The 22473-nt window shown below is 36.2% G+C and carries 16 protein-coding genes and 1 riboswitch; of the genes, 15 read left to right on the forward strand and 1 reads right to left on the reverse strand.

The annotated features are described in order from the left end of the window. Nucleotides 1–161: 161 nt before the first annotated feature. From ABJI11_RS14905 to ABJI11_RS14950, 10 genes are all read left to right on the forward strand, one after another. Nucleotides 162–1019 carry a GLPGLI family protein gene (locus tag ABJI11_RS14905; protein ID WP_348353866.1) on the forward strand — a complete coding sequence of 286 codons (858 nt, stop codon included), beginning with the start codon at nt 162–164 and terminating at the stop codon, nt 1017–1019. Between the two features lie 40 nt (nt 1020–1059). Beyond that, complete coding sequence (locus ABJI11_RS14910; protein WP_348353869.1) at nt 1060–3738, forward strand: TonB-dependent receptor; 2679 nt, start codon at nt 1060–1062, stop codon at nt 3736–3738. Between the two features lie 259 nt (nt 3739–3997). Next, the gene (gene metK / locus ABJI11_RS14915) at nt 3998–5254 is read left to right on the forward strand and encodes a methionine adenosyltransferase (RefSeq protein ID WP_348353872.1); all 1257 of its coding nucleotides are present in this window, start codon (nt 3998–4000) and stop codon (nt 5252–5254) included. 349 nt (nt 5255–5603) lie between these two features. Beyond that, entirely contained in the window at nt 5604–5801 is a 198-nt protein-coding gene (locus ABJI11_RS14920) for a hypothetical protein (protein ID WP_348353875.1), read from the forward strand. A gap of 386 nt (nt 5802–6187) precedes the next feature. Then, a complete protein-coding gene (locus ABJI11_RS14925) occupies nt 6188–8137 on the forward strand; it encodes a CocE/NonD family hydrolase (protein ID WP_348353878.1) in 1950 nt (649 codons plus the stop codon). Between the two features lie 44 nt (nt 8138–8181). Beyond that, entirely contained in the window at nt 8182–9609 is a 1428-nt protein-coding gene (locus tag ABJI11_RS14930) for an amidohydrolase (RefSeq protein ID WP_348353881.1), read from the forward strand. Nucleotides 9610–9688: 79 nt separating this feature from the next. Then, nucleotides 9689–11311, forward strand: coding sequence for a sulfatase (locus ABJI11_RS14935; RefSeq protein WP_348353883.1), 1623 nt, complete (start codon nt 9689–9691; stop codon nt 11309–11311). A gap of 318 nt (nt 11312–11629) precedes the next feature. Then, nucleotides 11630–11733, forward strand: a riboswitch (SAM riboswitch). A 117-nt stretch (nt 11734–11850) separates the two neighbouring features. After that, nucleotides 11851–13125 carry an O-acetylhomoserine aminocarboxypropyltransferase/cysteine synthase family protein gene (locus ABJI11_RS14940; RefSeq protein ID WP_348353886.1) on the forward strand — a complete coding sequence of 425 codons (1275 nt, stop codon included), beginning with the start codon at nt 11851–11853 and terminating at the stop codon, nt 13123–13125. Nucleotides 13126–13272: 147 nt separating this feature from the next. After that, a complete protein-coding gene (thrA, locus tag ABJI11_RS14945; protein WP_348353889.1) occupies nt 13273–16659 on the forward strand; it encodes a bifunctional aspartate kinase/homoserine dehydrogenase I in 3387 nt (1128 codons plus the stop codon). Between the two features lie 68 nt (nt 16660–16727). Beyond that, nucleotides 16728–17900 (forward strand): aminotransferase class I/II-fold pyridoxal phosphate-dependent enzyme, encoded by a 1173-nt coding sequence (locus ABJI11_RS14950; protein ID WP_348353892.1) that lies wholly within the window; start codon nt 16728–16730, stop codon nt 17898–17900. Between the two features lie 70 nt (nt 17901–17970). Here ABJI11_RS14950 and ABJI11_RS14955 read toward each other — a convergent pair whose 3' ends face one another. Next, the gene (locus ABJI11_RS14955) at nt 17971–18501 is read right to left on the reverse strand and encodes a hypothetical protein (protein ID WP_348353895.1); all 531 of its coding nucleotides are present in this window, start codon (nt 18499–18501) and stop codon (nt 17971–17973) included. A 92-nt stretch (nt 18502–18593) separates the two neighbouring features. On the opposite strand from ABJI11_RS14955, the gene ABJI11_RS14960 reads away from it, so the two are divergent. The 5 genes from ABJI11_RS14960 to ABJI11_RS14980 all read left to right on the forward strand — a co-directional run bounded on the left by ABJI11_RS14960 (nt 18594) and on the right by ABJI11_RS14980 (nt 22454). After that, entirely contained in the window at nt 18594–19004 is a 411-nt protein-coding gene (locus ABJI11_RS14960) for an Rrf2 family transcriptional regulator (protein WP_276494582.1), read from the forward strand. Nucleotides 19005–19203: 199 nt separating this feature from the next. Next, nucleotides 19204–19467, forward strand: a complete 264-nt coding sequence (locus ABJI11_RS14965) for a DUF2061 domain-containing protein (protein WP_276494581.1) — start codon at nt 19204–19206, stop codon at nt 19465–19467. Between the two features lie 14 nt (nt 19468–19481). Beyond that, nucleotides 19482–20105, forward strand: a complete 624-nt coding sequence (locus tag ABJI11_RS14970; RefSeq protein WP_348353898.1) for a phosphoadenosine phosphosulfate reductase family protein — start codon at nt 19482–19484, stop codon at nt 20103–20105. 48 nt (nt 20106–20153) lie between these two features. Continuing rightward, on the forward strand, nt 20154–21104 hold the full coding sequence (gene cysD / locus ABJI11_RS14975) for a sulfate adenylyltransferase subunit CysD (protein ID WP_276494579.1): 951 nt from the start codon (nt 20154–20156) through the stop codon (nt 21102–21104). Between the two features lie 102 nt (nt 21105–21206). Beyond that, a complete protein-coding gene (locus ABJI11_RS14980; RefSeq protein ID WP_348353902.1) occupies nt 21207–22454 on the forward strand; it encodes a GTP-binding protein in 1248 nt (415 codons plus the stop codon). Nucleotides 22455–22473: the final 19 nt, after the last annotated feature.

The raw sequence follows: 22473 nt of genomic DNA on the forward strand, positions 1-22473 counted from the left end.
TCCTAAGAATATTCAATGGTACAAGATACAAGATAACTACAGGAAGTAAAAACATATTTGTTGTATGGCATAAAAATATTTACCTCTATTCATTTATTAACGACAATCGATTAAACCAAAAGCAAAAAATGATGTCATACTCTTGAATTTAATTTTAAGACATGATAAAATATACGTGGTTTATAGCATTTGTGATTGTTTTTATGGGTGTAAGCATGCAAGCACAAGACTTTCAGGGTAAAGCGGTATACCAGAGTAAAACTCAGGTAAACTTTGATTTTGGCAATAGAAATATACCAGAAGATAGAAAGAAAGATATGATGGAACGTATAAAAAAAGCTAATGAAAAAACTTTTGTGTTAACTTTTGATAAGGTTGCCTCCATTTATAAAGTTGAGGAAAAGTTAGATCAGCCAGGCACAGGTGGTGGAGGTCGAGGACCGCGTTTTGGTGCAATGGCAGGTAATGATGGTGATTTGTATAAAAATATTCAGGATCAACAATATCTGATTAAAAATGAGCTACTGGGTAAGATTTTCTTGATTGATGATGAATTAGAAGCATTAGATTGGAAAATGGGTAGTGAATCTAAGAAAATTGGGAATTACACTGCGTTTAAGGCAACTGCTACAAAGACTATTAAACGACCAAATATGAGCGCCGTTTTTAGAAGACCGGGTAGGGGAGAAGAAAATAAAGATGAAGCTAAAAAAGAAGAGGAGTTTACTATTAAAGAAGTTGAAATAGAGGCATGGTATACACCTGAAATCCCTATTAATCAAGGTCCGGGATTGTATTGGGGTCTGCCAGGGTTAATATTAGCTGTAAACGATGATGTTACAACTATTGTCTGTTCAGAAATAACTATGAATCCGTCAGAGAAAATGGAAATAAAAGCACCTAGTAAAGGTAAAAAAGTTACTCAGGCCGAGTATGATGAAATATCTCAGGAAAAGATGAAAGAAATGCGAGAGAATTTTAGAAACCGTGGAGGTCGTGGTGGCGGTAGACCAAACTAAAATCAGTACATCATAATTTCATTCTTTTTATAGTTATCACATGAAAAATAAATTGCTTTTAATACTGTTGCTGTTGGTGACAGCAATAGGTTCGTCTCAAGAGATATCGTTATCTGGTACCGTAAAAGACAGTTTAGGCATTGGTGTAGATATGGCAAATGTTATTGCCATAAATACCGCTACACAAGGTTTAGAATCTTACGGAATTACCAACCACGCCGGGCTTTTTAAATTAAAATTACAAACAGGAGAACAGTATACGGTTAAAGTAAGTTATTTAGGTTTTAAGCCAGAATCATTTACGTTTACTGCGGGTGAACAAGATGCTGTAAAAGATATTGTAATGCAAGAGCAAGCCGCACAATTAGATGAAGTTGATGTTACCTATGAAATGCCTGTTTCGGTAAAAGGAGATACTATAGTCTATGATACCGATGCCTTTGTATCGGGTACTGAAAAGAAGTTAAAAGACGTTCTTGAAAACCTACCGGGAATTGAGATTAACGATGACGGTCAAATAGAGGTAGAGGGTAAGACCGTGAGCAAGGTAATGGTAGAAGGCAAAGATTTTTTTGATGGTGATACTAAATTGGCTGTAGAGAACATTCCGGCAAATGCATTGGGCAAAGTTGAGGTGTTGCGTAATTTCAATGAGATTTCTCAGATGAAAGGGTTAACCAATGATGATGACAATGTTGCATTGAACATTAAGCTTAAAGAAGGAAAAAAGAACTTTTGGTTTGGAGAAATAACGGCAGGTTATGGACCTGATGATAGGTATTTGGCACACCCTAAATTATTTTATTATAGTCCTAAATACAGTATTAATATCATTACCGATTTAAATAATATTGGTGAAGTGCCATTTACCCGAAGCGATTATAGAAATTTCACTGGTGGTTTTAGGGATTTGAATTCTAGAGGTGGTAGTTCTATTTCTACGGGCGCAGATGGTTTAGGTCTTTCTTCGGCGCAGAATAATAGGGCTAACGATATTGACACAAAATTTGCAGCGGCAAATTTCAGTTATGCACCAACTGAAGGTTTAGATTTAAGCGGATTTGGTATTTATTCTTATACGGGTACGCTCATGAAATCTGAAGGAACTACATCATATATAGCCAGTAATGATATAGAGAGCACGACCACGAATACAGATCAGACCATACATTTAGGTTTGGCAAAATTAAGTGCGAAATACAAACCAAATGAAAATTTTCAGCTAGATTATGATGCCCTTTTAAAACAATCGGATGATAGGGAGGAAGTTAATGTACTTTCCATTTCTTCCATTACCGATGAAATTGATGAGGTGAAAACGCAGAAACCTTTATCGGTAAACCAGAATTTAAATATCTACTACACGTTGAACGAAAAGAACATATTTGCGGTAGAGGCACAATATTTATACGCTGATGAAGATCCTTTTTATGAGGCAATACGAAACGAATTTGCCTTTGTAGATATTTTTCCGGTAGATGAGAATCAAGATTTATACAATATTAATCAGGCTAAAACAGTAGTAACGAATAAGGTTGATGCTAAAGTAGATTATTACCGGGTGTTGGGTAGCAAAAGCAATATCAATTTAACCTTGGGAACAACCCAGAGTAATCAGAACTTCAACTCAAACATTTTTCAAATTTTAGACGATGATGCTATTTTAAATATGAACGGAGATGAATTTGGAAATGAAGTAGCCTTTCACGTATCAGATGTTTATGCAGGTTTACATTACAAAGTCATTTCAGGAATATTCACTTTTAACCCAGGTGTAACCTTGCATCAGTTCAATGTAAAGAATGAGCAGTTGGGTACAGTGGTAGAAGATAATTTAACGTCGTTGTTGCCAGACTTATATATTAACGCACAACTAAAAAAATCTGAAAATCTTCGATTTAATTATCGGGTAACACGGTCCTTTACAGATGTCAGTAATTTTGCTCAAGGTTATGTGCTTAATAATTACAATTCGTTGTATAGCGGTAATCGCGATTTAGAAAGTGCGTTGAACCATAATGTGTCGCTTAATTTCTTTAGCTTTAATATGTTCAATTTCACCAATATTTTTGCCAACGTTGCGTATACTAAAAGAATTGATGCGCTAAAAAGTGGGGTTAACATAATAGGTATTAATAGGGTGAGTAGTACCATCAATTCTAATTTTGATGATGAGTCTTTAACGGCCAGCGGAAAATACGAACGTACTTTTGGTAAAATAAAAGCATCTATACAAGGTAACTTAGGGTGGTCAACTACAAATAACCTTGTTGATGACGAGCAGCGTACATCAAATTCATTGACACAAAATTATACGGGCGCTTTATCTACGAATTTTAAAAATGCTCCAAATTTAGAATTGGGATACAGATATACCGTGAACAATTATGAAAATGGCGATTTAGAAACAACATTCTTTACTAGCAGGCCTTATGCTCGTTTTGATGCCAGCTTTCTAAAAAACTTCATTTTTACTGTAGATTATGATTATTTCAATTATACTGATGAAGCAGATACGATATCCAATACCTATAGTTTTTTAGAGTCTAACTTATCTTATCAAAAAAAGGATAGCCGTTGGGAGTATGGAATAAAAGGAACTAACCTGTTAAATACGACCACACTAAATCGCGATAGTACAAATGAACTTTACTTTAGTACTCAAGCCTATTTTGTACAACCGCGTTATGTATTACTTTCTGTAAAGTATGATCTGTAATATGGCTGTTTTTGAGCTGTAATTATGAAATCTTTTATTTGAGTTAATAAATAACATCATATTAAGATATTGAACAGAACATTTTTTCTATTTTTGCATCTGAATTAAAAAAAAGAGGAGGGATTTGACTGATTGCAACCTCTGTTTTAACCTTAGGGTATAAAGCAAAAAAAATGCTAAAGCAGTTGATGCTGATATCGTATCGCATCACACTTCTTTTCGGCATTCGTTCAAATCCTTTTAGAATAAAAAGATTGTTATGCCATATTTATTTACATCAGAATCTGTTAGTGAAGGACATCCGGATAAAGTTGCGGATCAAATCAGTGACGCATTATTAGATAATTTTCTTGCCTTTGACCCAGAGAGTAAGGTAGCCTGTGAAACTTTGGTGACTACTGGTCAAGTTGTATTGGCAGGTGAAGTAAAGAGCGGTACCTATTTAGATGTACAGAACATTGCCCGTGAAGTCATTAATAATATAGGGTATACAAAAGGAGAATATCAGTTTAGTGGAGATTCTTGCGGGGTGATTTCATTAATACATGAGCAGTCTCAAGATATTAGCCAAGGTGTAGACCGTGGTTCAAAGGAAGAACAAGGTGCAGGTGATCAAGGTATGATGTTTGGTTACGCAACTAGCGAGACCGAGAATTATATGCCTTTAGCTTTGGATATTTCGCACAAAATTCTGCACACGTTGGCAGAACTACGTCGTGCGGGAAAAGAAATTGCATACTTAAGACCAGATGCCAAGGCGCAGGTTACTATAGAATATTCAGATGCCAATGAGCCAATACGTATAGATACTATAGTAGTTTCTACACAACACGATGCTTTTGATGCAGATGATGAAAAAATGTTGGCGAAAATCAAGTCAGACATTATTTCAATATTAATTCCAAAAGTAAAAGAGCAACTTCCGGCAGCAACTCAGAAGTTATTTGATGATCAGATCAAGTATCATATTAATCCAACAGGTAAGTTTGTAATTGGTGGTCCTCATGGAGATACCGGTTTAACAGGTCGTAAGATTATTGTTGATACTTATGGTGGTAAAGGAGCCCACGGTGGTGGTGCCTTTAGTGGTAAGGATCCAAGTAAGGTAGATCGTAGTGCGGCATATGCGGCACGTCATGCAGCTAAGAATTTAGTGGCTGCAGGTGTAGCAACGGAGATTTTAGTACAAGTAAGTTATGCAATAGGTGTGGTAGAACCTACATCTATTTATGTAGATACCTACGGTACATCTAAAGTAGGGTTGAGCGATGGTGACATTGCAAAGAAAGTAGCAGAGTTGTTTGATATGAGACCTTTTGCTATTGAAGATAGATTGAAGTTAAGAAACCCAATTTATTTGGAAACCGCAGCTTATGGTCATATGGGTAAACAACCAACTATGGTTACCAAGGTTTTTGAATCGCCTTATAACGGGCGTATAGAAAAAGAGGTAGAATTGTTTACTTGGGAAAAATTAGATAAAGTAGCAGAGATAAAATCAGTGTTTGGTCTTTAGAATTACAATACTATTCTGTAAATAAATAATAAGCTCCTTTATAGGAGCTTTTTTTTATGTGCTAAATTTACCTCACAAGCCAATTAACACCCCTTCACAACAACTTAGTATAGTTTGACCACAAAATATATTTTGTAGGAAAAAGATTACATATATTTAAAGTGTAATAATTAGAGAATCCCAAATCTCGCCACCTACAAAAGATGAAATATATAGTTATAGTACAAACGAAAAACGCACAGCGTCAAGTACAGGTTGAAGTCCCAAATGTCAATTTGTTTTTAACACTGTTCAGAAGTGTAACATCTTTGAAAAACCTATTAAAGTAATAACTTAACCTACGAATGCCATGTCAAAACCCCACAGAATTATCCTAGCCATTTTGGCTTGTGTAGCCATGCAATCATGTTCAAAAGATACAGACCTTATTTCTGAATTTGTTGTACTTGATGCATCAAAAAAAGAGTACCATTCAGTAAAAATCAGTACTGACTTTGATTTGGAAAAATCTGAAAAAACAGTTGCATTAATTCCTTTTTCTGATTAAATTCCATCCCGCTAAACACTAAATTCATGAAAAATCAACTACACCAAGAGACCACTATCCAAGAGTACAAAAACGATTTTTTTTCTGGCATACTGATGCTTGTGCGAAAATTGTTCATGATATAATCTTGTTTACAATTGCTTCATAAATGCTGGCTTCTGATAGTATTTGTGAAGTATTTTTCTTTTCTACACTACTCCATTTATTTTTAAATGCTATTTAGCCTGTCTAGTTATTTTTAATACATAATTACTATACAGAGATGTAATTTGGCACACTTCTACCCAGGTATTTAAATAAGACAACATTTTCCTGCGTCTACCTATATATAAACCTTCAAAAATCGAGTAAACTTTCTTAGCTTTAAGAATTCAAATTCTTAAGACATGCCAAAGATTACCATCAAACACTTTTTCACCTTTATTTTACTAGCTACAGTACTTGTTTCCTGTAGAAAAACAGCATCTAAAGTAGCAGAGGCTGAACCAGAAGTTTCTGAAACCTATGTTCAAGATAACTACACGAAAAAAGAAGTAGATATCACCATGAGAGATGGTATTAAACTTCATACCACCATATATTCTCCTAAAGATACTTCAAAAGAATATCCAATTATTATGCAACGAACTCCTTATAGTTCACAACCCTACGGAGAAGGAGAGTTCAAGTCGAAAATTGGTCCTAATATTCACATGATGCAAGATGGTTATATTGTGGTCTACCAAGATGTTCGTGGTCGTTGGTTAAGCGAAGGCCATTATGAAAACATGCGCGCTTTTAAACCGAATAAAGAATCTGAGAAAGATATTGATGAAAGTTCAGATACCTATGATACTATTGATTGGTTGGTAAACAATGTTGAAAATAACAATGGTAATGTAGGTATATGGGGAATCTCGTATCCCGGGTATTATTCCACCTATGCCGTTGTAGATGCACATCCAGCCTTAAAAGCAGCATCGCCACAAGCAAGTATAGCCGATTTCTTTTTTGATGATTTTCACCATAATGGAGCATATCTGTTGAGTTATTTTAGAGCAACATCATTATTTGGTACTCCAAGACCAGATGGTGATAAACCTATAGATACGGCGTGGTATACACTACCAGATTTGCCGACCGAAGATCAGTACCAATTCTTTTTAGATGAAGGTCCGCTGAAAAACCTAGATCGCTTTTTTGAATATGAAACTACAGATACGCCACGTATGGCAAAAGAAGGTGTTACTGATGATTATTTCTGGAACGAACTTAAAGAACACCCCAATTATGATGAAATGTGGCAGAGTAAGGGCTTGATTCAACATTTAAAAAATGTAAAGTCTAGCGTGGCAACAATGGTCGTTGCAGGAGAGTTTGATGCGGAAGATTTATACGGACCATTAGAAACTTATAAGAATATAGAAAAGTACAATGCCGATAATTACAATACCTTGGTTTTTGGACCATGGGATCACGGTGCATGGGCACGTAGAAAAGGTCAGAATATTGTAGGTAACTATTATTTTGGAGACGGAATTTCAGAATTTTTTCAAGAGAATATTGAGACCAAATTCTTTGATCATTTCCTAAAAGGAAACGGAGATAAAAATAGTGGGCTGCCAGAAGCATACGTTTTTGATACTGGTCGTAAAGATTGGAAGACCTATGATACCTGGCCGCCAGCAGGCGTAGTTAAAAAAGACATGTACTTATCTGCAGATCAAGAATTGACTTTTGAGCCAAAAGAAGTAGAAGAAGTAAAGTTCATCAGCGATATTAAAAAACCGGTTCCATATTCAGAAGATATTAAAACGGTGTTTACACCAAGAAAATATATGACAGACGACCAGCGTTTTGCGGCACGTCGTGGAGATGTATTGGTTTTTGAAACCGATGTGATGGAAAACGATATGACCTTGGCGGGTGATATTTTGGCGAAGTTAAAAGTAGCCACTACAGGAACTGCGGCAGATTGGATCGTTAAAATAATCGATGTTCACCCGGCAGATGAACCAGCCTATGAAGGCATGCAAGACCATTTGAAGATGAGCAATTATCATTTAATGGTACGTAGCGAGGTGTTGAGAGGTCGATTTAGAAATAGTTTTGCCAATCCAGAACCATTTGTAGCGAACCAAAAGACAGATGTTACAATTAAGTTGCAAGATGTGTTCCATACCATTAAAAAAGGCCATAAGCTGCAAGTACAAGTGCAAAGCACCTGGTTCCCATTAATAGATTTGAATCCGCAGACGTATGTAGATAACATCTTTAAAGCAGATGAGTCTGACTTTAAAACTCAAACACATACGGTGTTTACAGATTCTAGTATTGAATTTTCTGTGTTGGAGTAAAACACTGAGAATAAAAATTGTTAAACCCACCAAACCGTAATAAAATGAAAAAAGCAATTATCATTCTATCAGGTATGCTATTCATGTTTTCATTGAGTACAACAGCTCAAAAAAATAAAAAGGAAGTATTAAAAAGTTTAGATGCAGAATTTAATACCTATAAAGCCATAGCAAATGAGCTTTGGGAAAATCCGGAGTTGGGGTATCTTGAAGAGAACAGTTCTGCATTATTGCAAGAAACACTAAGTGCGGCAGGTTTTAAAGTAGAAAATGGTGTGGCAGGCATACCTACAGCATTCACGGCAACGTATGGCTCGGGTTTACCTGTTATAGGAATATTGGGCGAGTTTGATGCTCTGCCCGGCATGTCTCAATCTGCAGAGCCTATTAAAAAATCTAGAGTGATAGATGCACCTGGTCAAGCTTGTGGACATCATTTATTTGGAACGGGTTCTATGGCGGCAGCTATTTCCGTTAAGAATTGGTTAGATGCAACTAGAAAATCAGGAACTATACGATTTTATGGAACTCCCGCAGAAGAAGGAGGTTCAGGAAAAGTATATATGGTCAGAGCTGGGCTATTTAATGATGTTGATGCTGTAGTTTCTTGGCATCCAGGAGATGAAAATACTTCCAATCCAAGTACAAATTTGGCCACCATTTCTGGTAAATTTACTTTTAAGGGAGTTTCTTCTCATGCTGCAGCTGCTCCGGAATTAGGTCGCTCTGCTTTAGATGGGGTCGAAGGTATGAATGATTTGGTGAACATGTTGAGAGAGCATACTACAGAATCAACCCGTATACATTATGTAATCACCAAAGGTGGCGATGCACCTAATATTGTGCCAGAAGAGGCGCAGGTATATTACGTGGTTAGACATGCCAATAGAAAGGAAGTGAAAGCTGTTTGGGATAGAGTGGTTAAAGCTGCCGAAGGTTCAGCTATAGGAACGGAAACTGAAATGTCCTATGAAATTATTGGAGGTACTTATGATCGATTGCCAAATGAGGTTTTGGCAACTTTAATGCATAAGAATATGGAAATTGTTGGAGGAGTAAATTATACGTCAGAAGAAGTTGCTTTTGCCAAGGAAATTCAAAAATCTTTAAAAACACCAAAAGAAATAGAAAGTGCAAGCAAAATCAAACCAATGGTATTTACGTATGGGAAAGCCTCTGCCGATACAGGTGATGTAAGTTGGAATGCTCCTTTGGCAGCAGTAAGAACGGCAACTTGGGTGCCTGGCACTCCGCCACATAGTTGGCAAGCCGTTGCAGCTGGTGGTACGGACATTGGCTATAAAGGCATGATGGTCGCTGCGAAAACCATGGCACTAACCGCAATAGATATTTTTGAAAAACCAGCTTTGTTAACTAAGGTAAAAGCTGAATTTAATGAACGAAGAGGAGCCGATTTTAAATATATAGCATTATTGGGAGACAGAGAACCGGCATTGGATTATAGAAAATGATTAGGACATTTTTTTCATCATAGTTAAACATATTCTTTTTTAGTAATAGTCAACAACAACAACAACAACAACAACTGAAATGAATTATCTAATTATAGTCGTAGCAGGCATTTTTTTCTTGCTGCCTACTAATACAGAGGCTCAAAAAAACAAAAAGAAAAAGCCCAATATTATTTTTATTATGTCAGATGATCATGCCTATCAAGCCATAAGCGCGTATGATGATAAATTGTTGAATACGCCCAATATTGATCGTTTGGCAAAAGAAGGAATGTTGTTTACAAATGCGAGTGTTACCAACTCTATTTGTGCACCATCGCGTGCAACGATTTTGACTGGTAAGCATACGCATATTAACGGTAAAGTAGATAATTACTTTCCGTTCGATACTACGCAAGTCACCTTTCCGCAAATATTTAAAGAGAATGGGTATAAAACGGCAATGTTCGGAAAGCTTCATTTTGGTAACAGTCCAAAAGGAGTAGATGAATTTATGATTCTACCGGGTCAGGGGCATTATATTAATCCCGATTTCATTGTAACTAATGGTGATACCATTACAAAACAAGGCTATGTAACCGATATTATTACAGATGTGTCGTTAGATTGGTTAAAGGAAGAAGCTTCAAATGAGGAACCTTTTATGATGATGTATTTGCATAAAGCACCACATAGACCATGGTGGCCAAGACCAGATAAGTTTAAGGAATTCACTAAGAAAACATTCCCAGAACCGGAAACGCTTTTCGATGATTATAGCAATAGAGGTTCTGCAGCTAAAACAGCGGAAATGAATTTGTTGACACATATGATGTATAGTCATGATAGCAAAATACGACCAGAAACTTTAGCTAAAATGGAAGGCAAAGTTCTTCCTGTGGTAGAAGAGTTTCCAAATAGCTTTTATGGTCCGTATAACCGAGCTACGGTTGAACAAAAAGCGTTGTATGACCCAGTGTTAGATTCCATCAATGACTTCTTCTACAACAATTGGCCAAAGATGACCGATACCGAAAAAATGAAATGGAAATACCAGCGATATATGCAAGACTATTTAGGTAGTATTTCTTCGGTAGATGATAATGTAGGTCGATTGCTAGATTATTTAGATGAAAGCGGATTGGCAGAAAATACGATAGTAATTTATACCTCTGATCAAGGATTTTATTTAGGGGAACACGGCTGGTTCGATAAACGTTTTATTTATGATGAATCTTTTAAAACTCCGTTATTGGTACGTTGGCCAAATGTGGTAAAACCAGGTTTCGTAGAAAATGAAATGGTTCAGAATTTAGATTTCGCACAGACTATGTTAGAAGCGGTAGGCATCAATCCGCCAAACGATATGCAAGGAGAAAGTCTCATTCCGTTATTAAAAGGAGAAAAAGATAAGTGGACAAGAGATGCTGTGTATTATCAGTATTATGAATATCCATCGGTACATATGGTAAAACGACATTATGGTATTGTAAATAAAGAATTTAAGCTAGTACATTTTTATTATGATGTTGACGAATGGGAATTATATGATCGAGTTAAAGACCCGAACGAAATGAACAATGTCTACAGTGATCCGGCATACGCAGCTACGGTGAAGAAACTAAAGAAAGATTTAGAGGAGATGCGTAAATATTATAAAGACTCCCCAGAGCAAGATCAGAAGTACATAGATAAATATAAGAGTGCAGGGATGATCAAGTGATTTTGTTGCGGGTTAATCGCTAATCGTTGTTCATTTTCGGTTGATGGTAAGAATGTCAGTTCGAGTGCTTTCTACCTCATTTTTCATGAGGTAGAAAGTGTATCGAGAACAGGTTTGGAACACGTGTGCTTCTTTTTTTTTACTTTAAAAACACATTTATGTTGACTTTGTAGCATATTTTGAACCACGCATGTTTTAATTTTAAAGACCCACAGAAAAATAACAACACAACTTCAAATTATATTTTTTTCTTAAAATCTTAGGTTATTACAAACTTCTGACTAATATTTGTAGCCCAAAGTTCAAACACGTATTGAATAGTTATCAAGAAAGGTGGAGGGATTAGACCCTTTGAAACCTTAGCAACCCTTTGTTCTATACAAAGAAGGTGCTACATTCTACCCTTAGGGGATGGATAACAGTAATCGAATTTTCTTCGATATTACTTTCTTATAACTTTTTGATTTTACCTACCCGCATAGTATGCTGGTCAAGGTTTGGCTTTTAATTATTTAAACAATTTTTAAAACAACAAAATCATGAGTAATCACAAATTAGCAACAAACGCATTACACGCAGGTCACGATACAACTACTAACGGTGGTACTAGAGCAGTGCCTATTTATCAGACATCGTCATATGTTTTTAATGATACGGATCATGCGGCAAATTTATTTTCACTAGGTGAATTAGGTTTCATTTATACAAGATTGAATAACCCTACCAATCAAATTTTACAGGACAGATTAGCTGCAGTAGAAGGCGGGGTAGGAGCAGTAGTTTTTGCTTCAGGAACAGCGGCGATCTCTACAGGTTTATTGACCTTGTTGAAAGCGGGCGATCACATTGTGGCGTCAAGTAGTTTGTATGGTGGTACGTTTAATTTATTGAATGTAACCTTACCAAGATTGGGCATTACAACAACTTTTGTAGATGCTTCAGATCCTGAAAATTTTGGAAAAGCAGTACAAGATAACACTAGGGCATTCTTTGTAGAATCATTAGGAAACCCAAAGTTAGATGTATTGGACTTAAAAGGAATCTCAAAAGAATCTAAAGCGGCAGGTGTTCCATTTATAGTAGATAATACAGTGGCTACGCCATCTTTATTAAACCCTATAGAGCACGGAGCAAACTTGGTAATTCATTCTTTGACAAAATATATTGGAGGGCAAGGAACATCATTAGGTGGTGCCATTATTGATGCAGGTACGTTTGACTGGACCAACGGAAAATTCCCTGAGTTTACAGAACCATCAGCAGGTTATCATGGTTTGGTGTATAGCGAAGCATTGGGTGCTGCTGCATTTACCTTTAAATTGATATTAGAGGGTTTACGTGATTTTGGTGGAGCATTGAGTCCGTTTAACGCCTTTCAGATTATTCAAGGTTTGGAAACCTTGCCGGTTCGTATCAAGGAGCATAGTGCAAATGCATTAGAATTGGCTACTTGGTTAGAAGGTAGAAAAGAAGTAGAATGGGTGAATTATCCTGGACTAAAAAGCAATAAGTACAATGAGTTGGCAAAAGAATATTTGCCAAAAGGACAAAGCGGTTTGGTAACTTTTGGTGTTAAAGGTGGGTTTGAGGCTGCCAAGAAAGTGACCGATGCTACTAAAATATTCTCACTGTTAGCTAATATTGGTGATACAAAGTCATTGATCATTCATCCGGCAAGTACAACACACCAACAATTAACGGCAGAACAGCAAGAAAGCGCCGGTGTTGGTCAAGATTTAATTCGTTTGTCGGTTGGTCTTGAGGATATTGAAGATTTAAAAGCCGATTTAGAACAGGCGTTTGCTAGTCTTTAATTTAGACTGATGAACAAGTTATAAGCAAAAAAAAACAGAACAATCGGTTGCTGAGTAAAGCTCAAGTAACCGGTTATTTGAAAATAAAATACTAGTGCTGGTGGCTAATCGAAGTTAAAGCCAAGCCATAAATTGATTTTGAAATAGATGCTACATCAATTACAGATTAAGAAATATAAGACCTTAAGCGGTGCTTCTCAAGACATACAATTATCTTATCAGGTATTTGGTAAAGAGCTGCACACAGCGCCTATAATTTTGGTAAATCATGCCCTCACCGGTAATTCTAATGTTACAGGTGAAGATGGTTGGTGGTCTGCACTTATAGGTGATGAGAAATGTATAGATACCCAAAAGTATACCATTTTGGCGTTCAATATTCCCGGTAACGGTCATGATAAGTTTGTGATTGAAAACTATAAGGATTTTGTGGCGGGTGATGTAGCAAGAATGTTTTTGTTAGGTCTACAGCAGTTAAAAGTACACCGTTTGTTTGCTTTGATCGGAGGGTCATTAGGTGGTGGTATAGCTTGGGAAATGGCGGCATTGCAACCAGAACTGACAGAGCATTTAATACCTGTAGCATCAGATTGGAAATCGACCGACTGGTTAATTGCCAATTGTCAGATTCAAGAGCAATTTTTGGTAAATTCTAAGCAGCCTGTACATGATGCTCGTATGCATGCAATGTTGTGTTATAGAACACCGGCTTCCTTTAAAGAGCGCTTCAAAAGAAGTACGAACGAGGAGCTAAAGGTTTTTAATGTAGAGAGCTGGTTAATGCATCATGGCGATAAGCTGCAAGAGCGTTTTCAATTATCGGCTTACAAGTTGATGAATCAGTTATTGAAGACAATTGATGTTACTAGAGGTGGAGATGAAAATTTCATTAAGCTGCAAAATAGTGATACCAACATACATATCATTGGTGTTGATTCTGACATGTTCTTTACTGCACAAGAAAATAAAGATACGTTTAAGCAATTGGCGCAGGCAAAGAGCAACGTAACCTATGGTGAAGTACAGTCGTTACATGGGCATGATGCCTTTTTGATCGAGTTTGACCAAATGGAAAAATTGCTAGGTGGTATATTCAATACCAACGGCAACATCAAGAAAATTAAAATCTTGAAGTTCGGTGGTAAGTCCTTAAGTAATGGGGAAGGACTAGAGCGCGTTTTAGATATTGTTGCAAATAAGGTTAAGAATGACGAGAACATTGCCATTGTTTTATCCGCTAGGGAAAAGGCAACAGATCAGTTAGAAGAGATGTTGGAGAAAGCAGCGAAGGGCAAAGATTATATAGCTGACTTTGAGGCGTTAGAAAAATATCAGAAGCATACCTATAAAAACATTAGCTTATCTGCAGAGTTTAAAGGCTTGGCAAAGTTGTATGAAGGTGTTTCATTATTAGGCGATTACAGTGCAAAAATCAAAGATGAGGTCTTGGCTTATGGCGAGTTGATTTCAGCGAAATTGGTTACTAAATTATTGATAGGTAAAGGCATCAAGGCAAAATTGGTAGACACGCGCGATGTTATTAAAACCGACAATACATTTGGTGATGCTAAAGTTTTAGAGGCAGAATCAAAAGAACAGGTGTTATTAAAATTTGCTGAAATTCCTAAAGATACCGTAGCGGTTGTAACCGGTTTTATTTCTTCAACTTTAGATGGGGAAACTACTACCTTAGGAAGAAACGGTAGTAATTATTCGGCAGCTTTATTAGCTAATTTTTTAGACGCTGAAGAATTACAGAACTACACGCATGTAGACGGAATATATACTGCGAATCCTGATTATGTGCCAGAAGCTAAAAAGCTTGAAAATCTGTCATATGAAGAAGCTAATGAGCTAGCAAATTTTGGAGCTACCATATTGCACGCTAAAACGATAATTCCGCTCATAGAAAAGAATATTCCGTTGCGTATTTTAAATACGTATAACGATGATAATGAGGGAACGTTGATCAGTGCAAAATCTAGCAAGGAAGGTATTAAATCGCTTTCAGTGATAGAAGATGTTGCTATGATCAATATTGAAGGTCGTGGTTTGTTAGGTAAAGTAGGTGTAGATGCTAGAATATTTAAGGCGTTACAGTCAAGTAATATTAGTGTTAGTATTATTTCTCAGGGTTCTTCTGAGCGAGGTATCGGTCTTGTAGTAAAGAAAGACAAGGCAAAAAGGGCGAAATTGGCATTAGAGAATGAATTCAGTAATGATTTTGAATCTAAAGATGTGAATATGATTACGGTGATAGACGATGTTTCTATCATATCTATTGTAGGTCAAGATTTAAGTACCTTCCATAATCCATTTAATGCGTTGATTAAAAACCAGATTGTGCCTTTGTTGTTTAATAACACGGTGTCAGGTAATAATGTGAGTTTGGTGGTTAAAAAGTCTGATTTGCATAAGGCTGTAAACGTTATGCACGGTCAAGTATTTGGTATTAGTAAAAGGATAAACATTCTTGTCTTTGGACATGGTAATGTAGGAGGTACGCTGATCGATCAAATTCTCAAGTCTGCCAATACTATTAAGGATCGTAAAAAACTAGATTTACGTGTATTTGGAATTGCCAATTCTAGAAAGATTTTATTGAATGAGAAAGGAATTACCAAAAACTGGAAAACGAACCTAAAACAAAAAGGAAAATCATATAAAGTTGATGAAGTTTTTGATTTTGCAAAACGTCATCATTTAGAAAACTTAATAGTTATAGATAATACGGCAAGTAAAGATTTTGTAGCTAATTATTTTGAGTTTGTAGAACGCGGATTTGATATTGTGTCATCGAACAAAATTGCCAATACCTTACGATACGATTTTTATCAATTGCTACGCGAAGAGTTACAGAAAAATCAGAAGCAGTATTTGTATGAGACCAATGTTGGTGCAGGGTTACCTTTGATAGATACGATTAAGTTATTGCATTTATCCGGTGAGAATATTACCAGAATAAAAGGAGTGTTCTCAGGATCTTTGAGTTATATATTCAATACCTTCTCAGAATCAGACGTGCCATTTTCATCTATTTTAAAAGATGCTATGGAACAAGGTTTTACTGAGCCAGATCCTCGTGAAGATTTATCAGGGAATGATGTCGGTAGAAAGTTGTTGATTTTGGCAAGAGAGTTAGATTTGCATAATGAGTTTGCAGATATAAATATTGATAATCTTATTCCACAGAAATTGCAGGACGGAGAGGTAGCATTGTTCTTAGAAAATTTAGATGTATTGGACGCTAAATTTGATAAGATTAAAAAGAGTCAGAAACCAAATCACGTATTGCGTTATGTTGGCGATTTGCATGGTAACTTGCAAAAAGAAAAGGGAGAACTAGATGTACAACTGATTTCAGTACCTAAAGAAAGTGCTTTAGGGCAAGTAAAAGGTTCAGATTCCATCATAGAAATATACACGGAGTCTTATGGAGAAAATCCACTGGTAATACAAGGCGCAGGTGCAGGCGCGGCAGTTACCGCCAGAGGTGTATTTGGAGATATATTGAGAATTGCGGAGAAAGGATAATGAAAAGTACAAAGTTAAAAGTACGAAGTGCAAGAAAGTAGAAATACGAATAAAGAAGAAATAGTACAATGAGCAAGAACAATAATAAATTTGAAACGAACGCAATACGTACACAGTTAAAACGAAGTGAGAACTTGGAGCACTCCGTTCCTTTGTACTTGACCTCTAGTTTTGTGTTTGAAGATGCAGAAGATATGCGAGCGTCATTTGCAGAAGAGAAAGAGCGTAATATTTATTCTCGATATTCAAACCCAAATTCATCTGAGTTTATAGATAAAGTTTGCCAAATGGAAGGTGCCGAAAGCGGTTTTGCATTTGCATCTGGTATGGCAGCTGTTTTTTCTACATTGGCGGCATTGTTAGATAGTGGTGATCATGTATTATCGGCAAGAAGTATATTTGGATCAACACATTCATTGTTCACGAACTTCTTTCCTAAGTGGAATATTGACCATACCTATTTTAAGATAGATGAATTGGACAAAATTGAAAGTCTAATTACTCCGAAAACAAAAATAATATATGCGGAAACGCCTACGAATCCTGGTGTAGATGTGTTGGATTTGGAAGAATTAGGAAAGATTGCCAAAAAGAATAATTTGATTCTGGTAATCGATAACTGCTTTGCATCTCCCTATTTACAGCAGCCCATTAAGTTTGGAGCGGATTTGGTTATTCACTCAGGAACAAAATTGATGGATGGTCAAGGTAGGGTATTGGCAGGTATAACGGTAGGTAGTGCAGAATTGATGGATAAAGTTTACCGTTTTTCGCGTATAACAGGTCCCGCGTTATCGCCATTTAATGCATGGGTACTTTCCAAAAGTTTAGAGACGCTGGCAATACGTGTAGATAGGCATTGTGATAATGCTTTAAAATTAGCTGAATTCTTGGAAGCTAATGATAAAGTGAATTGGGTGAAATACCCATTTTTAAAATCGCACCCTAAATATGAGATTGCCAAAAAGCAAATGAAAGCAGGTGGTTGCGTTGTAGCTTTTGAAGTAAAAGGAGGTTTAGAAACAGGTAGAGAATTTTTTGATTCTATTAAGTTGTTGTCTCTTTCTGCCAATTTAGGAGATTCAAGAACCATAGTAACGCACCCAGCATCTACAACTCATAGTAAGTTAAGTGTAGAAGAACGCGCTGCAGTAGGTATATCTGACGGTACAGTTCGTATTTCGGTGGGCTTAGAACATATCGATGATATTATAGCAGATATTGCTCAAGCATTAGGGTAGTCGAATAATAGTAGAAACAAAAAATGCCCGGTATATACCGGGCATTTTTTTATATGATAAAATTAGGTGTTTATTTACTTAAAGTCATATTGTAGGTCGCACTAATGCTAGTTTCGAACCCTAAAAAATCTACAGTTTCATCTAACTCATATCGTAATGACATTTTAGAATTTGTTAATTCTGTAATGGTAAAACCAACTTCTTCTTCGCCAGTACCAAAATAAAGAATGCTTCCATTCAATCGCCATTCATTACTTTCAAAAAAGTCTTCTCCGGTTTCTTCTTCTGTAGAGGTTTCACCCATAACAGTAGTAGTTGTCACGGTTGTATATGATCCTTCACTGGTTACTATTTGTGGTTCTTCAGAAAAAATAACAATAGTATCAAAATCTTTACCAACAGAAGTAAACGTTGTTGGTATAGATGTTCCGTCAAAATTAGTGTCAGACTTGCCGTCTTTTGTTTCAAGGGCGGTAAGGTTCCATGTACCACTAATTTGAGACTCACTTGCGTTAGAAACGCCAATGCTGTCGTCATCTGAACAAGAGAGGAAAACTAGCGTAAATACGCTAATAAGCGTAAATAAAAATACTTTTTTCATAAGTAGGTATAATTGATTTGGAACTATATAACGTAAAAAAGGTGTGTTCAAGTATTTTGTTAATATTTTTAATATTTGGCTATCTTAGCAACATGCTCTCGAAAAAGACAAAATATGGTTTAAAGGCATTGGCGTACTTAGCGTCGCAGCCTGATAAGAAACCTGTACAAATTTCAGAAATCGCTGAAAAGGAGAATATCTCTCAAAAATTCTTGGAGAGTATACTCCTAAGCTTAAGAAAGACAGGTTTTTTAGGTTCTAAAAAAGGCAAAGGCGGTGGTTATTATTTGTTGAAAACCCCAGAAGAAATTTCCATGACAGATGTTATGAGAGTTTTGGAAGGACCAATTGCTATGGTACCCTGTGTAAGTCTTAATTTCTATGAAACCTGTGATGATTGTCCTGATGAGAATACCTGTTCTGTTCACAAATTAATGCTTCAAGTTAGGGATAGCGCTTTAGATGTATACCGAAATAATACTTTAAAGGATATCATCTCCTAAATTCTAATTTTCAATAAAATCTTAATGCGCAGGGCATCAGTTCATTGCGAATTATAAATTTTTAACGCCCATTTGTTAATAATCTACTAAATCTATAGGGTAAATGAAATTTATCTAAAATTAGGGCGACTACATTGGAAAATAATACTATTTTTGAAAACTCTATTAAATTAGTAGGGTAATAAAAATTAAGTAAAAGATGATTGCAGATCAACTTGTATTAAATAAAAAGGAAAACAAAACTACGTATCAAGATGATAAAACATCTGAAAAGCCAATTCGTAGTATTGCCAAAGCTTTCAGTTGGAGAGTGATAGGTACCGTAGATACATTGGTTATATCCTATTTACTTACGGGTAAGTTTTCGGTAGCAGCATCAATTGCCTCTATAGATTTTGTAACAAAAATGATATTGTATTTCTTTCACGAGCGTTTTTGGAATTTAGTAAAGTGGGGTAAATAATAAAGAAAAGGATTATGGCATTGACAGAAGCACAGGTTCAAAAGTTGAACATTCAATTTAAGGGTATACCGCCAGAAGAAATTATTTCTTGGGCAGTAAAGCATGCTACTACTCCCGTAGTAACCACAAACTTTAGACCATATGAAGTGGCTATTTTACATGCGGTATCTGGTGTAAAAAAAGATATTCCAGTGGTGTGGTGCGATACGGGTTACAATACTCCTAAAACGTACAAACATGCAGATGAGATAATCGGCAAATTGAATTTGAGCGTAAAATTGTTTGTACCTAAGCAGACTACTGCGCATAGAGATGCTGTTATGGGTATTCCACAAATAGATGATCCAAGACATGCATTATTTACTGAGCAGGTTAAGTTGGAGCCTTTTAAAAGAGCTATGGCAGAATTTAAGCCAGATGTATGGTTTACGAACCTGAGAAAAGGGCAGACTGCACACCGTGATAGTTTAGATATTTTAAGTCTAAGCAAAGACGGCGTGTTAAAGGTGAGTCCTTTTTACCACTGGAACGATACACAATTAGATGCCTATTTAAGAAAATATAAGCTACCTAACGAGCATAACTACTTTGATCCTACCAAGGTTTTGGAAAACAGGGAGTGTGGATTACATAGTTAAGCGTAGGTCGTAGAAAAGAATAAGATAATTTATCTAAGAAAATATAGAATGAGTAATACAAGTACGGAATTGGAAGTAACACCATCCCAAGAACTTTTAAAAGATACTGCCCATATAAATGCGCTTGAAAATGAGGCTATTTATATCATAAGGGAAGTTGCTGCTCAATTTGAGAAGCCGGTTCTTTTATTTTCAGGAGGAAAAGATTCAATTACATTGGTTCGTTTGGCGCAAAAAGCGTTTTGGCCATCCAAAATTCCTTTTCCATTAATGCACATTGATACGGGTCATAACTTTCCGGAAACTATTGAGTTTAGAGATAGATTGGTAGAGGAATTAGGGTTGGAGTTGATTGTACGTAATGTACAAGATTCAATTGATCAGGGTAAAGTAAAAGAAGAATCAGGTAGATACTCTAGTAGAAATAGCCTGCAGACCACAACTTTATTAGATGCCATTGAAGAATTTAAGTTTGATGCTTGTATTGGTGGAGCACGTAGAGATGAAGAAAAGGCTCGTGCTAAAGAACGTATTTTTTCTGTTCGTGATGATTTCGGACAGTGGGATGAGCGTAATCAACGCCCAGAGTTGTTTGATATGTTGAACGGGCAAATAGAATTGGGTCAGAACGTAAGAGTTTTTCCAATATCTAACTGGACAGAATTAGATGTGTGGTCTTACATTAAAGAAGAGCAAATAGAAATTCCGTCAATCTACTTTGCACATAAAAGAAAAACATTCTTGAGAGATGGTATGATATGGTCGGCAGAAGACGGTATTGTATTTAGGGAGGAAGATGAAGTGGTAGAAGAAAGATTGGTTCGTTTCCGTACAGTTGGTGATATGTCTTGTACTGCAGCGGTACTTTCAGATGCAGAAACAATTGATAAAGTAGTAGAGGAAATAAGGGATTCATCAATTTCAGAGCGTGGTGCACGTATAGATGATAAACGATCTGAAGCGGCAATGGAGAAAAGAAAACAACAAGGGTACTTCTAGAAAGCAGTATTCAGTAGCAGTAGGCAGTTTAATAATTACCTGCTAGCAATAACAATAATATTAAAAGTCTAAAGCTATAAGCTAAGGGCTAACAGCATAAAAATGGAAGTACTAAAAATAGCAACGGCAGGTAGTGTAGATGATGGTAAAAGCACCTTGATTGGTAGAATGCTTTATGATACAAAATCTTTGACCAGCGATAAGTTAGAGGCAATTGAAAAGACCAGTAAGCAAAAGGGGTATGATTATTTAGATTTCTCTTTGGCTACAGATGGTTTGGTAGCAGAGCGTGAGCAAGGTATTACTATAGATGTAGCTCATATCTATTTCTCAACGGCAAAGAAAAGTTACATTATTGCAGATACTCCTGGGCACGTAGAATATACGCGTAACATGGTTACCGGTGCATCTACATCTCAAGCGGCAATTATATTGATCGATGCACGTAAGGGTGTAATCGAGCAAACAAACAGACATTTTTTCATTAATAACCTACTACGCATTAAAGATGTGGTAGTAGCGATTAATAAGATGGATTTGGTAGATTATTCTGAAGAAACATATAATGCCATCAAAGCAGATTTTGAGGAATTAATGTCTAAAAGAGATTATCAAGATCAGAAAATCACATTTATTCCGGTAAGTGCCTTAAAAGGTGATAACGTAGTAAATCTTTCAGATAAGACGCCGTGGTACAAAGGGCAGTCTTTGTTAGAGCATTTTGAAGCTTTGGATAGAAAAGATATCTTCAATGTAGGTACACCACGTTTTCCGGTGCAATATGTTATCCGTCCAAAGACCGATGAGCATCATGATTTTAGAGGTTTTGCTGGTAAAGTATATGGCGGGGAGTTAAGTGTTGGTGATGAGGTAGTAGCACTTCCGTCACAAACACGTTCTACTATAAAAGATATATACTTTCACGATAAGAAGTATAAAACGGCATCAAGGCGTTCTTCGGTTACTATCACTTTAAATGATGAGATTAACCTAAGCCGTGGAGATATGTTAGTAAAAGCTGAAGATTTACCAACGGTAGACAAGCAGTTTACGGCCACTATATCTTGGATGGATTCATTGCCATTAGCCGCAGGAAATAAATACATAGTGCAACATGGTGTCAACAAGGTGTTGGCTAAAGTTGAGCAGGTTCATCATAAGATTGCTCCTGATTATTCAGGTATAGATACGGAAACAGATGCATTGGGTATGAATGATATTGCACAAGTAAGTTTTCGATTAAATAAGCCAATTTTTTACGATCAATTTAAAGATCATAGAACAAATGGTTCGTTCATATTAATAGATACTAAATCTAATAGTACGGTAGGAGCCGGATTCATTAGTTAAATATAAAAGGTCAATTTTA

Source organism: Maribacter sp., from assembly GCF_039968975.1.
Classification (GTDB): domain Bacteria; phylum Bacteroidota; class Bacteroidia; order Flavobacteriales; family Flavobacteriaceae; genus Maribacter.

What these genes read in the sequence shown, in the direction of transcription:
- ABJI11_RS14925 (WP_348353878.1), top strand. Translation starts at nt 6,188, where the DNA reads ATGCCAAAGATTACCATCAAACACTTTTTCACCTTTATTTTACTAGCT.
- cysD (WP_276494579.1), top strand. Translation starts at nt 20,154, where the DNA reads ATGAGTAATACAAGTACGGAATTGGAAGTAACACCATCCCAAGAACTT.
- ABJI11_RS14940 (WP_348353886.1), top strand. Translation starts at nt 11,851, where the DNA reads ATGAGTAATCACAAATTAGCAACAAACGCATTACACGCAGGTCACGAT.
- ABJI11_RS14910 (WP_348353869.1), top strand. Translation starts at nt 1,060, where the DNA reads ATGAAAAATAAATTGCTTTTAATACTGTTGCTGTTGGTGACAGCAATA.
- ABJI11_RS14905 (WP_348353866.1), top strand. Translation starts at nt 162, where the DNA reads ATGATAAAATATACGTGGTTTATAGCATTTGTGATTGTTTTTATGGGT.
- ABJI11_RS14965 (WP_276494581.1), top strand. Translation starts at nt 19,204, where the DNA reads ATGATTGCAGATCAACTTGTATTAAATAAAAAGGAAAACAAAACTACG.
- thrA (WP_348353889.1), top strand. Translation starts at nt 13,273, where the DNA reads ATGCTACATCAATTACAGATTAAGAAATATAAGACCTTAAGCGGTGCT.
- ABJI11_RS14950 (WP_348353892.1), top strand. Translation starts at nt 16,728, where the DNA reads ATGAGCAAGAACAATAATAAATTTGAAACGAACGCAATACGTACACAG.
- ABJI11_RS14960 (WP_276494582.1), top strand. Translation starts at nt 18,594, where the DNA reads ATGCTCTCGAAAAAGACAAAATATGGTTTAAAGGCATTGGCGTACTTA.
- ABJI11_RS14955 (WP_348353895.1), bottom strand. Translation starts at nt 18,501, where the DNA reads ATGAAAAAAGTATTTTTATTTACGCTTATTAGCGTATTTACGCTAGTT.
- metK (WP_348353872.1), top strand. Translation starts at nt 3,998, where the DNA reads ATGCCATATTTATTTACATCAGAATCTGTTAGTGAAGGACATCCGGAT.
- ABJI11_RS14970 (WP_348353898.1), top strand. Translation starts at nt 19,482, where the DNA reads ATGGCATTGACAGAAGCACAGGTTCAAAAGTTGAACATTCAATTTAAG.
- ABJI11_RS14930 (WP_348353881.1), top strand. Translation starts at nt 8,182, where the DNA reads ATGAAAAAAGCAATTATCATTCTATCAGGTATGCTATTCATGTTTTCA.
- ABJI11_RS14920 (WP_348353875.1), top strand. Translation starts at nt 5,604, where the DNA reads ATGTCAAAACCCCACAGAATTATCCTAGCCATTTTGGCTTGTGTAGCC.
- ABJI11_RS14935 (WP_348353883.1), top strand. Translation starts at nt 9,689, where the DNA reads ATGAATTATCTAATTATAGTCGTAGCAGGCATTTTTTTCTTGCTGCCT.
- ABJI11_RS14980 (WP_348353902.1), top strand. Translation starts at nt 21,207, where the DNA reads ATGGAAGTACTAAAAATAGCAACGGCAGGTAGTGTAGATGATGGTAAA.